This is a genomic window from Acidobacteriota bacterium (assembly GCA_003696075.1).
GTDB lineage: Bacteria > Acidobacteriota > Polarisedimenticolia > J045 > J045 > J045.
Map to the genome: position 1 here is coordinate 1 of RFHH01000020.1, position 13,624 is coordinate 13,624.

The 13,624-nt window shown below is 71.9% G+C and carries 12 protein-coding genes; 7 read left to right on the top strand and 5 right to left on the bottom strand.

What is annotated here, in order from left to right; genetic code table 11:
• From D6718_00950 to D6718_00960, 3 genes are all read left to right on the top strand, one after another.
• Positions 1-242 (top strand): hypothetical protein (locus D6718_00950; GenBank protein RMG48775.1); only part of this gene is annotated, 242 nt, incomplete at its 5' end.
• A complete protein-coding gene (locus D6718_00955) occupies positions 182-1,420 on the top strand; it encodes a hypothetical protein (GenBank protein RMG48776.1) in 1,239 nt (412 codons plus the stop codon). The genes D6718_00950 and D6718_00955, both read left to right, overlap by 61 nt.
• Positions 1,421-1,508: 88 nt before the next feature.
• Positions 1,509-2,900 carry an NADP oxidoreductase gene (locus D6718_00960; GenBank protein ID RMG48777.1) on the top strand — a complete coding sequence of 464 codons (1,392 nt, stop codon included), beginning with the start codon at positions 1,509-1,511 and terminating at the stop codon, positions 2,898-2,900.
• An 87-nt stretch (positions 2,901-2,987) separates the two neighbouring features.
• Here the strand turns inward: D6718_00960 and D6718_00965 are convergent, their stop codons facing one another.
• Complete coding sequence (locus tag D6718_00965; GenBank protein ID RMG48778.1) at positions 2,988-3,602, bottom strand: hypothetical protein; 615 nt, start codon at positions 3,600-3,602, stop codon at positions 2,988-2,990.
• 399 nt (positions 3,603-4,001) lie between these two features.
• Between D6718_00965 and D6718_00970 the strand changes: the two genes are divergently transcribed.
• Positions 4,002-4,508, top strand: a complete 507-nt coding sequence (locus D6718_00970) for a DUF4442 domain-containing protein (GenBank protein RMG48779.1) — start codon at positions 4,002-4,004, stop codon at positions 4,506-4,508.
• 466 nt (positions 4,509-4,974) lie between these two features.
• Here D6718_00970 and D6718_00975 read toward each other — a convergent pair whose 3' ends face one another.
• Entirely contained in the window at positions 4,975-6,009 is a 1,035-nt protein-coding gene (locus D6718_00975) for a DUF3187 family protein (protein RMG48780.1), read from the bottom strand.
• A 75-nt stretch (positions 6,010-6,084) separates the two neighbouring features.
• On the opposite strand from D6718_00975, the gene D6718_00980 reads away from it, so the two are divergent.
• The gene (locus tag D6718_00980; protein RMG48781.1) at positions 6,085-6,819 is read left to right on the top strand and encodes a PDZ domain-containing protein; all 735 of its coding nucleotides are present in this window, start codon (positions 6,085-6,087) and stop codon (positions 6,817-6,819) included.
• Between the two features lie 212 nt (positions 6,820-7,031).
• Here the strand turns inward: D6718_00980 and nth are convergent, their stop codons facing one another.
• Both nth and D6718_00990 read right to left on the bottom strand, forming a co-directional pair.
• The gene (gene nth / locus D6718_00985; GenBank protein RMG48782.1) at positions 7,032-7,694 is read right to left on the bottom strand and encodes an endonuclease III; all 663 of its coding nucleotides are present in this window, start codon (positions 7,692-7,694) and stop codon (positions 7,032-7,034) included.
• A gap of 240 nt (positions 7,695-7,934) precedes the next feature.
• Entirely contained in the window at positions 7,935-9,302 is a 1,368-nt protein-coding gene (locus D6718_00990; protein ID RMG48783.1) for an MFS transporter, read from the bottom strand.
• Here D6718_00990 and D6718_00995 point away from each other — a divergent pair.
• Complete coding sequence (locus D6718_00995; GenBank protein RMG48784.1) at positions 9,301-9,933, top strand: peptidylprolyl isomerase; 633 nt, start codon at positions 9,301-9,303, stop codon at positions 9,931-9,933. The genes D6718_00990 and D6718_00995 overlap by 2 nt on opposite strands.
• A gap of 15 nt (positions 9,934-9,948) precedes the next feature.
• Here the strand turns inward: D6718_00995 and aceE are convergent, their stop codons facing one another.
• The gene (gene aceE, locus D6718_01000; GenBank protein RMG48785.1) at positions 9,949-12,669 is read right to left on the bottom strand and encodes a pyruvate dehydrogenase (acetyl-transferring), homodimeric type; all 2,721 of its coding nucleotides are present in this window, start codon (positions 12,667-12,669) and stop codon (positions 9,949-9,951) included.
• A 148-nt stretch (positions 12,670-12,817) separates the two neighbouring features.
• Between aceE and D6718_01005 the strand changes: the two genes are divergently transcribed.
• Positions 12,818-13,624 (top strand): SDR family oxidoreductase, encoded by an 807-nt coding sequence (locus tag D6718_01005; protein ID RMG48786.1) that lies wholly within the window; start codon positions 12,818-12,820, stop codon positions 13,622-13,624.

Sequence of the window (13,624 nt, forward strand, 5' to 3'; positions counted from 1 at the left end):
ACGAGCAGTACGGGAGCGTGCCGGACGATCCACGCGTCATGTCCCATCTCGATGACGCGTCTCCCCACGGGATCTACCGTACGGCCCGCGATGTCCTGGATCGGGCGCGGAGGGAGGGGCGGCCGCCCGGCGCCGTGGCGCTCGAACGCGCGGAAGAGCTCTCCAGGATTCCCCACCCGGTCTGGGGCCACCGGGGTTTCGTGATCGTGAGGTCGCTCACCGAGGGGGATTGGGCCGGTTGAGGCCGCCGTCCGGCCGGCGCGGTTCCTCCTCGCGGCGGCCTGAGCCGCCGGGACGCCGCGTGCCTCTCCCGTTTTGCGTCACCCGCGTCCGCTTGCTGCTCCGCGACCTGCTGGTCGATCGCGACCGGCCCGACCTCGCGGCATTGGAGCGGTGCGAGGTCCCGGAGCGCTTCGTGTGGGCGGTGCTGCCCCATGCCGCCCGGACCTTCTCCGCGTGCATCGCCCTCCTGCCCGCGAGGCTGGCGCGCGCATCGGCCGTGGCCTACCTGTACTGCCGCGCCCTCGACTCGTGCGAGGACCTGCTTCCCACCGCCGCGGAGAAGATCGACGCCCTCGACGCGGTGTGCCGGCGTGTGGCCGCGCTCGCGGAAGGCGCGGCGCCGCCTCCGCTACCGCACCTGGAACGTGCGCGTCCTTCCGATGCGCGGGACGAGGCCCATCTGCTGCTGCTCCGGCACCTCGATCGGGTGGACGCCGCCTTCGCCCGCATGCCGGACGAGGTCCGCCGCCTCGTGCGGGATCTGGTGACGCGGATGGCGCGCGGGATGGCCGAGGCCGCCGACGCGATCGAGCGCCAGCACGGCACGCTCGCCTCCTCGGAACAGCTTCTCGGCTACTGCCGCGCCGTGCTCGGAGAGCCGGTCCGGTTCGCCGCCCGACTGGTCTCCCTGACGCGGGGGACAGGGGCGGAGCTTCCGCCCGAGCTGGAGGAGGACGCGATGCGCGCGGGCGAGATGATCCAGCTCGCGAACGTGACGCGGGACATCGAGAAGGATCTCCGGCGGGGTCTCGCCTACCACCCGGCGCTCCGGGACGACCTCGGCCGCGATCCCGCCGTGGACGGGGCGCTGGCCCGCCGGGTTCGCCGGGTTCGCTCGGAGCTGCTCGACCTCGCCCTCGTCCGGATTCCGTCCTACCGGCGCCTCGTGCTCGCGCTGGCGCCACGCCGTCCCAGTCTGGTCCGCGGCTCGGCCGTACTCATGCTCCTGTTCACCGACCGGTACTTCCGCGGGTGCGCCGAGCGGGCAGGAAGGCGTCCGTGGGGACGCCGGCGCTCGGGGCTGGGGTTGATCGCCACTGCTCTCGGCGCGGCGCTGTCGCCGTCGATGGGGGATCGCGTGCTCGATCGCGTGGAGAGATCCTTTCTCGGCGCCGCGCGTCCCTCGCGCCGCGGATGACGGTGCGCGGCCGCCGCGGAACGGTATCATGGTCGCCCCCGGGACACCGCGTTCCCCTGATACGAACGCACCGAGAAGGGTCCGTGTGATGAAAACGCTGCGCGTCGCGATCTTCGGCGCCGGGCCGGCCGGGTTCTATCTGGCCGATCATCTCCTGCGCGCGACTTCGCCGGAGGTGTCGGTCGATCTGTTCGAGCGCCTTCCAGCGCCGTTCGGCCTGGTGCGCTACGGCGTCGCGCCCGACCATCAGAAGATCAAGAACGTCACCAAGGTGTTCGAGCGGATCGCCGAACACCCGCGATGCCGCTTTTTCGGAAACGTCGAGTACGGCCGGGATCTCGACCTCGACTTCCTGTTCCGCCATTACCACCAGGTGGCCTTCGCCACGGGGGCCCAGACCGACCGGGCCATGGGAATTCCCGGGGAGGATCTCGAGCGGAGCCACGCGGCGACGGAGTTCGTGGCCTGGTACAACGGCCATCCCGATTATCGCGACCGCCGGTTCGATCTCTCGGTGGAGAAGGTCGCTGTCGTCGGCGTCGGGAACGTGGCGGTGGATGTGGCGAGGATCCTCTGCCGTTCGGCGGAAGAGCTGGCCAGGACCGACATCGCGGACCACGCCCTCGAGGCGCTGCGCTCCAGCAGGGTCCGGGAGATCTACGTCCTGGGTCGCCGCGGGCCGGCGCAGGGGGCGTTCTCCGTGCCGGAACTGCGGGAGCTGGCGGAACTCGCCACCGCGGACGTTCTCGTACCCCCGGAGGAAGCCGAGCTCGATCCCGTGAGCCGCGATGCCCTCCGGCAGGCGCCGGACCGCGACGCGGCGGCGAAGGTGGAGCTGGTGCAGCAGCTCGCCCGGCGGACTCCGAGCGGGCGGCCGAAGAGGCTGACGTTGCGCTTCTGCGTGTCGCCCGTGGCCCTGGAGGACGACGGCGGCGGCCGGGTCGGTGGGATGCGGATCGTGCGGAACGAGCTCTACCGGGACGAGCAGGGGCGGATCCGCCCCCGTCCCACGGACCGCACGGAGCGCCTCGACGTGCAGCTCGTGTTCCGGTCGGTCGGATACCGGGTGGTCCCGCTTCCGGGGCTTCCGTTCGACGAGTCGCGGGGTGTGGTGCCGAGCGAGTGCGGCCGCGTGACCGACGGCAGCGGCGCGCCTCTCCCCGGCCTTTATGTCGCCGGATGGCTCAAGCGGGGCCCCACGGGCGTGATCGGAACGAACAAACCGGATGCCGCGGAGACGGCCCAGGCGATGCTGGAGGATGCCCGCGAGGGGCGCGCGAGAAATCCGGAGTCGCCCGATCCCGCCGAGGCGGAACGTGCCGTCCGGCGCCGGCAGCCGCGGGTCGTCGATTTCGACGGGTGGCGGCGCATCGACCGGCGCGAGCGTGAGCTGGGCGCGGCGGTGGGACGGCCACGGGTCAAGCTGACGACTCTGGAGGAGATGCTCGCCGCCGCCGAAGGGGCGGAGGCGGCGCGGTAGCGGCGATCACCGCCCGGGGGCGCCGTCGCGCGGCCGGCTCCGCCGGAACGCCGCGACGCCGCGCGGCGCCGGGTGCGGGGACCCGGCTCACCGCGCTCGAATCTCGTCCAGGACCCGCTCGAGGACCGCCGGTTCGACGTCGCTGTTGGCGCGCAGCGACGGTTCGAGATTCTCCGCCTCGACCGCGCACTCCGGATGCTGCAGCTCCTCGGCGACGCAACCCGGGTGCACCTTGACCGGGGCCGTGCGCACCTGGCTTCCGAACCGCACCTCGCGTCCCAGGACGACGCGGGGCGCCCCCTGCTCGATCGGTCCGCCGCACTGCTTGCAACGGGACCGTCCGGACGGCGCGAGCTCCACGTAGGGAACAGAGCGACGCCGGGCCCGGCGCTCGACCGCCCGCTCCGACTCGCGCCGAAGCGTCTCGAGCGACGGTAGCTTCGCCGGTTTTTCCTTGCCATGGCGCCACGCCTCGTCGGCGTAGGCCTCGGCCACCCGGTCGAACATCTTCCGCGCGGCGCAGGTGAGGTGGTGCCAGAGATACCCGGTCCCGAACGGCCCTTCGATCAGGAATCCGATTCGGGGCGCTCCCTTCGCGATCGTTCGCCGGCACGCCTTGCAGCGAGAGCGTCCCGAGCGGGCCGCCTCGATGACGTGGGGCGGCAACTCGGCGCCGGGAGTGCCCGCGGTGGGGTGGTCCATGCGGTCGTCCTCCTCCCCCCCGGTGCGGAGCCGCGGGGCCGGTCCAGGCTAGGGCGGGGCTCCGCCCGGTTCAACGTGGCCCGACGTGCGGCCGGTCCGATGCGACCGGGCGGGGCACGCCCCGGGTGAAGCTCGGATTCGTACCGGCCGCGCCGATGTCCGCCCGCGAAAGAGAGCCCTCTCCGCTCCGGATCCTCGTTCGGGCAAGGGCCGGCTTCGCCGCCGGAACGATGGGGCAGGCGCGCCGAAGCGTTTTGGTTTCAAGGCCTTGGCTGCGGAGGCGCACCGCGGCGCGCAACCCCCCGCAGGCCCCCTTTTCTTGGATCCCGGCGGGGCTTCTCCTCGGCGGTGCCGGGGTGCGGTATCGTGGGGCCCGGGGGGTCGAACGGGAGGCCGCCGATGTCACGACCGGTGGCGGCTGCGGTCGAAGTGCCGAACGCCGGGGAGAGTCCGCTCCTCCGGGAGTGGCGCCGGCTGGTCCGCTGGCCCGCGGGCCGCTGGCTCTTCTCGCGCCTCGTGGGCCGGCGGGCCCGCTACAGCGGGACGGTGCGGCCATTCGTCCGGGCCCTCGCGCCGGGACGAGCCACCGTCGAGTTCCGCGACCGGCCGGCGGTGCGGAACCACCTCCGGTCGATCCACGCCTGCGCGTTGGCCACGGCCGGGGAGCTGGCCAGCGGCCTGGCGCTCTTGGCCGCCGTGCCGGCCGAGGGGCGCGCGATCCTCGTGGGCGTCGAGATCGACTACCTGAAGAAGGCGCGCGGGCCGATCACCGCCGAGGGACACGCTCCCGAGCGGATAGCGGCGACCCAAGGGGAGGTCACCGCCCATGCGGTGCTCCGCGACGCGGAGGGCAGCGACGTCGCCCGGTTGAGGGCGCGCTGGCTGGTCGGTCCGCGCCCCCGGTGAGGCGCGCCCGGAAGGGCGGCTGCCCCCGCGCGGCTCGTCCTCCGGGAGGGGAGCCGTCAGTTCCCGGGCGGGAAGCCGCGTCCGCCCGGGCGCGGCCGGTGGCGCGCCCGGGAATCCCGTCCGCCGGTCCGGGCGCCGCGGCGGGGGCCGGCGCGTCGTGCCCTCCGACGCGCCCGAGGCGCACCCCGACGGAGGTGCTTCCTCGATGGTGCGAAACGCCGGGCAACTCGATGGACGACGGACACTTTGGCCCGATCCCCGGTCATCGATCCGTGGGCGACCGCAACCTCCCTTCATCCTGCGAGTTCGGCGGCCCGACGCACCATTGCGGATGCACCTCGCACCCCGAGGGTGCGGTCTCCGCTCGAAGCCTTCTCGGTCGACAAAAAGTCGCCTTCCGAGATTCGGGACCGCGCCCCGATCGGGCCGCACGCCGGTTCTCGCCGGTGGGAGGCGAACGGCGGCGTCAGAACTCGCGGACCCAACGCAGCGCGAGCGACACGTCGGCGGCCGGGCGGACCGTGAGGTTCTCCACGAGGCCGAGCTGGATCCAGGCGCGCCGCCCTGCCGCCCAGTTCACAGCGAGACCGAGTTCGTACAGGTCCTGCCGCAGCTCCTGCGGGAGCGGTCCCCGGAAGGGGGATCCGTGGTAGTCGAGCTGGACCGTGGCGGAACTCCGGCGGCTCCACCGGTACTCGACCGCCAGCGCCGCGTCGGCGAACAGCTCCGCGTCGAGAGGCACGGACGCCGGATCCCCCGGCCGCACGACACCGGCCGTGCCGTACACCGCCGTGTGCCGGCCCCGGTGCGTGACGTCGATCCCGACCCCGGCATCGAGCCGGCCGTTGCCGAACAGGCGCTCGTCGCTGCCCGTGGGGAGCTCGACTTCCACCCGGGCGACCAGTTCGGTGGCGCCACTCCGCGAGGACCACACCGGGCGGCGGAACCCGATCGCGATGTCCCCGAGACCGGCGGCGCCGCCGAGGTCGAAGACCTCGGAGCCCTCGAGCACCAGCCGGTAGCGCACGGCGTTCTCCGGCTTGCCGGCGGCCCGGTCGGGGTTGAGGACGCCCAGGGCCCGCTCGACGTCGGCGATCACCGGATCGAGGAAGCCGCCCCACCGGCGCAGCAACGGGAGCCGCACCGAAAGCTCCGCGCGCGATCCCACTTTTCCGCGAGCGGCGACGGCGACGCGCGTCGTCTCGAGGTCGAACAGGAGCGGCGCGAGGCTCGCCGCCGACGTGCTCGCGATCGTGTTCGTTTCCACCGCTTCGAGTTCGATGCGCCATCGCGTTCCGGCCTGCAGAACCGCTGCCTCCGCCGGCAGGTGGAGGAACAGCATCTTGAGGGGGTGAAAATCGAGCGCCGGCAACGGCCCGAAGAACGACCGCTCCGCCCCGAGCGTCCCCGGCCCGCCGAATCCCGCCGCGAGCGCGGCGAGGAGGACGGCCGGCCACCGTGCGCGGCGGACGAGATCGGACATCGCCGTCCAGCTTCGCACGGAAGCTCCTGGCCGATCAAACGCGATGCGCTACCATGGAAACGCGGGCGGCGTTCCCGGCCCGGTGGAGTCCCGATGCGGCGGCGGTCCCGGTGGTTCCTCGCAGCCTGCGCCGCGCTCGCGGCCGCGGCGCCCGCGGTCGCTCAATCGGCGGCGCCGCCGGCTCCGCGCGCCTGGCTGGGGGTCACGCTCGCGGATCCGGAGCGCAGCCCGGATGCCGACCCCGACGCCACGGTCCAGGCGGGGGCGCTCGTCACGGGGGTGGTCAAGGGGAGCCCGGCGGACGAAGCCGGACTTCGGGCCAGCGATCTCATCGTGCAGGTCGGTCCCGACCGAGTCGGCTCGCCGTCCGATCTCATCGCCCTCGTCGCGGGACGCGATCCGGGGACGTGGATCGATCTCGAAATCGTCCGCAACGGAGAGCGGCGGCGGTTGACCGCGCGACTGGCGGCGCGGCCCGAACTGCTCCGCCGGCTCGAGATCAAGCGCGGCTGGATCGGCCTCACCCCGCTGGATGTTCCGGTCCAGCTCCGCGAGTACTGGGGCGGCTCGGAGGAAGCGGGCGTGCTCGCGGGAGAGGTCGTGCCGGGAGGGCCCGCCGACATCGGCGGCATCGAGCCGGGGGATCTGATCCTCTCCGTCGCCGGGCACCCGGTGGGAAGCGCCCGTGAACTGATCGCGCGGCTGCGCCGGGGCGGCATCGGCAACAAGATCGAGATCGAACTGAGCCGGCAGGGCGTCGCGATGACGGTCGAGGTCCGGATCGAGGAAGCGCCGGACGACGCACCGCGCCGCCGCACCCCGCCCTGACCCCGGCCCCTCGCCCGAACGATCCATGCAATCTCGAAGCGGATCGCGGCCCATGCCGCGGAAAGGCCGGCGCGTGGCTGCGAGCTTCCCGCGGTGGGCTTGAAACGTCGTCCGCAGGGCGTCTCCGGAGGCGTACCGGCCAGAGGGGCCGTGTGCCCGGACCGGCGAGCCGATGCGCCGCTTGCCGCCGAGGGCTTCGTGGAGAATCCGGGTCAGGAACGGCGTTTTCCCCGCGCGGTCTTGGAGGTCGTCTCGCCGGCGCTCGGGCATAGCTCCGCGAGGTCGCACCCCTCGCAGTCGGGCCGGCGCGCTTTGCACACCCGCCGGCCGTGCAGGATCAGCGCGTTCGTCACCTCGGTCCACCGCTCGCGCGGCACCACCTCCCGAAGCGCCGCCTCGACCTTGTCCGGGTCCCGGGTCTCCGGGGCCAGGCCGAGGCGCTGGCTGACACGCAGCACGTGCGTGTCGACGGCGATCGCGGGAATGCCGAAGGCGTTTCCCGCCACCATGTTCGCCGTCTTGCGTCCCACGCCCGGCAGCTCCGCCAGCTTGTCGGGATCGCGTGGGACCTTCCCGCCGTACCTCTCGACGAGCTGCGCGCAGCACTCTTTCAAGCGCTTCGCCTTGTTGCGGTAGAAGCCGGTCGGCCGGATCTCCTGCTCGAGCCTCTCGAGGGGAGCCTTCGCGTAGTCGGCGGCGGTCCGGTACTTCCGGAACAGCTCCCGCGTGACCTGGTTCACGCGCGCATCGGTGCACTGGGCCGAAAGGAGCACCGCCACCAGGAGCTCGAGAGGGGTCCGGTATTCGAGCTCGAGCTTCGGCTCGGGGTAGGCAGCCAACAGCCGCCGGACGATCGCGTCGGCTCGCTTCGGCATCCGCGCTCCCCCTTGGCGCCTCCGGGCGCTGCGGGGCCCATTATCGGAGATTCCGGTCCGGCCGGAGAGCGGCGGGAAGGGCCGGCCGGTCCGGGCGGCGCCGGCGGCGCGATCCCGCCCGGGACGGCACCGCGGGATTCCGGGCCGGAGGCGGCGGAGGCGTCTTCTCACATGCCCGCGAGGCCGGAGCGGTTCTGCGTGCCGGGGTGCGCGCGCGGCGCGCCCGAGGAGTCGCGCGCGCTATCCCGGCTCGCCGGCCGATCGGACCAGCTCCCTGGCGAGGCGCTCTTCGAACCGCTCGCGGTCCACCTTCATGTAGGCCACCCCCTCCTCGGGAACGACGACCGCCTCGGCCACGCCCGGCAGCGCGCCCAGCCGGGCGGCCAGCCCCGCGGCGGCCTCCGGCGGTATCGGGCCGACCTCCAGCAGGTGGCTGGAGAGATGCGGGGGGCGCCGCATGGTCGCGGCGACGACGAACCAGACGAGCGCCACTGCGGCGGTCACCACGAACACGCGCCCGGCCCCGAACTTCCCGTGCACCGCTCCCGCCATGGCGCCCCCGCAGAACGCCCCGAGGAACTGGCTCGAGGAGTAGACACCCATGGCCGTTCCCTTGCTGGCGGGGGGCGAGAGCTTGGCCACGAGGGAGGGGAGGGAAGCCTCGAGGAAGTTGAAGGCGGTGAAGAAGGCGAGCAGCCAGAAGGCGATGCCGGCGCTGGAGTGGTGCCAGCGCGAAAGCCCCAGCTCGGCGGCGGCCATGACGAGCACGGCGCCGGCGAGGATCGGCTTCATCAACCGGCGCTTCTCCGCCACGACGATGAACGGCACCATCAGCAGGAACGCGAGGCCCATCACCGGCAGGTAGAGGGCCCAGTGCCATTCTTTCGGCAGCCCGGCTTCGTCGCGGAGAAGTCCGGGCACCACCACGAAGGTGGCGGTGAGGATCAGGTGCAGCGAGAAGATGCCGGCGTCGACCCGCAGCAGGTCGAGGTTGCGGAGGACCTCCCCGAGCTGTCCCGGTGTCGCCTCGGCATCGGCGTGATGCACGGTCCGAACGGGGGTCGGCACGACCGTGTGGAGGATGACGATCGCCGCCAGTGCGAGGGCGGCGGTGAGCCAGAAGATCCCCGGGACGCCGATCCAGTGGTCGAGCGCGGGCCCGGCGACCATCGCCACCGCGAACGAGATCCCGATGCTCAGCCCGATCGCCGCCATCGCTTTCAGGCGCTGTTCCTCGCGGGTGAGGTCGGCCACGAGCGCCATCAGCGCGGCGGCGATGGCTCCCGCCCCCTGGAGGGCGCGGCCTGCGATCACGCCGTCGATCGAGGTGGAGACGGCGGCGAGCGCGGAGCCGAGGGCGAAGAGCAGCAGCCCGGCGGTGATCACCCGCTTCCGGCCCAGCCGGTCGGAGAGCCAGCCGTAGGGGATCTGGAGGAGCGCCTGGGTCAGTCCGTAGGCCCCGATCGCCAGCCCCACCTTGAACGGTGTCACGCCGCGCAGCTTCTCCGCATAGAGCGCGAAGACGGGCAGGATCATGAACAGCCCGAGCATGCGGGCGGCGTAGATCCCGGCGAGGGCCCCGGTGGCCCTCCGCTCGCTCGCGATCATGCCTCGGCTCATGGGACGCCTCCCCGCGCCGCCGTGGGGCGAACAGACGTTGAAAGGACGTGACCATAGCACCGGTGCGGATCCGCGGCACGGTGGCGGAGGGTGCGCAGCGGTTCGATTCGGGGTACAAGGGGGCCGCCGGGGCGGCCGTCCCGGTCGAGACAGGCGGCAGGGCGCGCTCCGGCGGGCCTTCACCGCGCGGAGAGACCAGAAGATGATCAAGGAAGGCTCGAAAGTCACGCTCCACTACACGCTGAGGGTCGGCGACCAGGTGATCGAATCGTCGAAGGGCCGCCGGCCGTTGACCTACGTCCAGGGTAAGGGCGAGTTGATTCCCGGACTCGAACAGGAACTCGCCGGGATGGAGGCGGGCGAAACGAGGACGATCCACGTGCCCGCCGACCGCGGGTACGGCCCGGTTCATCCCGAAGCGGTCCAGAAGTTCCCGCGCGCGGCGTTCCAGGATCCGGACGCGATCGAGCTCGGCGACGTCGTTTCCGGGGAGCTGTCGGGGCACCCGTTCCAGGCGACGGTGACCGCCATCAGCGAGGACGAGATCACCCTCGACCTGAACCACCCGCTCGCGGGAAAGGATCTCGATTTCGACGTCGAAATCGTCTCCGTGGAGTGAGCTGCGGCACCTCCCTCAGCCGGCCGGCAGCGGTCGCGTCCGGCTGACGGGAGGAATGTCCACCGTCAGCGGAAACGGGGCATCGGCGTCGATCCCCATCTCCCCGATGGCGCGCGCCACCAGACCGGGGTCGATGGCGCCCTCCTCGGCGAGGGCGGCGAGCACCGCCACGACCACGTGGGCGGCATCGACCTCGAAAAACCGCCGCAGCGCTTCCCGGGTGTCGGACCGACCGAACCCGTCCGTGCCGAGCACCGTGAAGCGCCCCGGCACCCAGCGCGCGATCTGGTCGGGGACCGCCCGCACGTAGTCCGACACCGCCACGGTCGGGCCTTCTCCGTTCGCGAGCACGCTGGTGACGAACGGGCGCCGCCGCTCCGCCGTCGGGTGGAGTCGATTCCACCGTTCCACCTCGAGCGCCTCGCGCCGGAGGAGCGTGTAGCTGGTCGCGCTGAAGACGTCGGCTGCGACGTCGTAGCGCTCGGCGAGGATCCGCTGCGCCTCCAGCGCCTGGAGCAGGAGAGGCCCGGAACCGAGCAACCGTGCCCGGTGCCGCCGCGGCTCCGGGAACGGGCGATAGAGGTAGAGGCCGCGCAGGATCCCTTCCCGGCATCCCTCCGGCATCGGGGGCTGCACGTACGCCTCGTTGTAGAGGGTGACGTAGTAGAAGACGTCCTCGCCGCGGTCCACCATCCGCTCGAGACCGTCCTCGATGATGACGGCCAGCTCGTAGGCGAACGCCGGGTCGTACGGCAGGCAGGCGGGCACGGCGGAGGCCAGGAGGTGGCTGTGACCGTCCTGGTGCTGCAGCCCCTCGCCGTTGAGAGTGGTCCGCCCGGCAGTCGCTCCCAGGAGGAAGCCGCGGCCGCGCTGGTCGGCGAACGCCCAGATCAGGTCTCCGACGCGCTGGAATCCGAACATCGAGTAGAAGATGAAGAAGGGGACCATCGGCTGGCGGTGCGTGGCGTACGAGGTTCCCGCCGCGGTGCAAGCAGCCATCGCTCCGGCTTCGGTGATGCCCTCCTCGAGGATCTGGCCGTCCTCCGCCTCGCGGTAGCTGATCAGATACTCGGCGTCCACCGGCGTGTAGCGCTGTCCCTTCGGGTTGTAGATCTTGAACTCGGAAAAGAGGGGATCCATGCCGAAGGTCCGGGCCTCGTCGGGGACGATCGGGACGACGCGCTTGCCGAACCTCTCGTCCTTCATCAGGGATCGGAGCAGCCGCGCGAACGCCATCGTCGTCGAGGCCTGCAGCTTTTCACCGCTGCCCCCGAGGAACTCGGCGAACCGCGTCCGGTCCGGGAGATCGACCGGCACCGGGACCACCTTCCGGCGCGGCACCGGCCCGTTGAGCCGGTGCCGCCGCTCGAGCAGGTAGCGGATTTCCTCGCTCGAGTCGTCCGGCTTGTAGTACGGGGCTTCCTTGAGCTGAGCGTCAGAGATCGGCAACTGGAGCCGGTCCCTGAAGACACGCAGCTCCTCTTCGTTCATCTTCTTGATCTGGTGGGTCGCGTTGCGCCCCTCGAACGCCTCTCCGAGCGTCCATCCCTTGATCGTCTTCGCCAGGATCGCGGTCGGCACGCCTTTGGTCTCGGTTGCGACCTTGTAGGCGGCGTAGATCTTGCGGTAGTCGTGACCGCCCCGGCGCAACCGGCGCAGCTCCTCGTCGCTGTAGTCGGCCACGAGTCGTTTGAGCCGTTCGTCGGGGCCGAAGAAGTGCTCCCGGATGTACGCTCCCGATTCGACGGCCAGCCGCTGGTAATCGCCGTCGAGGGTCTCGTTCATCTTCTGAACGAGAAGGCCGTCCACGTCCCGCTTCAAGAGGGCGTCCCACTCCCGGCCCCAGATGACCTTGATGACGTTCCAGCCGGCGCCGCGGAAGACCGCCTCCAGCTCCTGGATGATCTTCCCGTTGCCGCGCACCGGACCGTCGAGCCGCTGGAGGTTGCAGTTGACCACGAACGTCAGGTTGTCCAGGCCCTCCCGCGCGGCCAGCGTCAATGCACCGAGAGCTTCCGGCTCGTCGCACTCGCCGTCGCCGAGGAAGCACCAGACGCGCGAGTGGGAGGTGTCGGCGATGCCCCGGTTGTGGAGGTAGCGGTTGAACCGTGCCTGCTGGATCGCGTTGATCGGGCCCAAGCCCATCGAGACGGTGGGGAACTCCCAGAAGTCCGGCATGAGGCGCGGGTGGGGATAGCTGGACAGGCCCTGGCCGCCGGTCTCGCGCCGGAAATGGTCGAGATGCCGTTCGGTCAGGCGACCTTCGAGGAAGGCCCGCGCGTAGATCCCTGGAGCCGCGTGTCCCTGGATGAAGATCTGGTCCCCGGGGTCGCCGCCGCGCTTGCCCCGGAAGAAGTGGTTGAAGCCGACCTCGTACAGGCTTGCGGCCGAGGCGTAGGTGGAGAGGTGTCCCCCGAGCCCTTCGTAGCGCCTGTTGGCCCGGGTCACCATCACCGCCGCGTTCCAGCGGATGAGCCGGCGGATGCGGCGCTCCAGCTCCTCGTCGCCGGGGAAGGGGGGCTCCTGCTCCGGGCTGATGGTGTTGATGTAGCGGGTCTGCGTCGTCGGCGGGAGGCCGAGGTGCAGCATGCGTGCCCGCTTCAGCACCTTGTACAGGAGGAACTCCGCCCGCTGTTTGCCCGCCCGCTGGACGACTTCGTCGAGCGAGGCGATCCACTCCTGGGTTTCCTGCGGATCGCGGTCGGGAAGCTGCTGCTTGAATTCTTCGAAGATCATCGTCCAGGGTCCTCTCGGCGTACCGAGCCGCATCGGCTCCGCGGGTCCGGGCGATTGTGAAGGCCGGCGCGCGGGGCATCAAGGCGGGCCGTCCGGTTTGCCCCGGGGCCGCGCCCCCCTTAGGCTCGGGGCCCTCCCGGAGGGGCCGATGCAAAGGGGATTTCCGCTCGCCGGAAAGAGAGCTCTCGCCTGCGGGGCCAGCCGGGGCATCGGCCGGGCGTGCGCCCTCGAGTTCGCGCGCCTCGGTGCCGGCGTGCTCGCCGTGGCCCGCGACCGGGAGCTCCTCGGGAGCCTGGTGGCGGAGATGGAGGCGGTGTCGGCGGCCGCCGGCATCCGCGCGCGGCACGGCGCGCTCCCCGTCGACATGCGCGACCTGGAAGCGCTCGAGGCGGCGGTTCGCGAGCAGCTCGAATCCGGTCCGATTCACGTCCTCCTCCACAACACGGGAGGACCGGCCCCGGGGGCGCTGGCCGAAGCCGGGGAGGAGGAGCTTCTCGACGGCCTGCGGCTGCACCTGCTCTCGGCCCACCGGCTCGCGCGGCTCCTCGTTCCGGGGATGCGGGCCGCGCGCTTCGGCCGCATCGTCAACATCGTCTCGACGTCGGTGCGCGAGCCGATTCCCGGGCTCGGGGTGTCGAACACGGTGAGGGGCGCCATGGCGAGCTGGGCGAAGACGCTCTCGGCCGAACTCGCGCCCCACGGGATCACCGTCAACAACGTGCTGCCGGGCGCGACGCGGACGGAGCGGCTGCGCCGGATCATCGAGGTCCGGGCGCGGCGGCGCGGCGTGTCCCCCGCCACGGTCGAGGAGGAGATGAAGGCGGAGATTCCGGCCGGGAGGTTCGCCGAACCCGCCGAGATCGCGGCGGCCGCCGGTTTCCTGGCGTCCCCGGCCGCCGGCTACATCACCGGCGTGAGCCTCGCGGTGGACGGGGGACGGACGCGGTCGATCTGA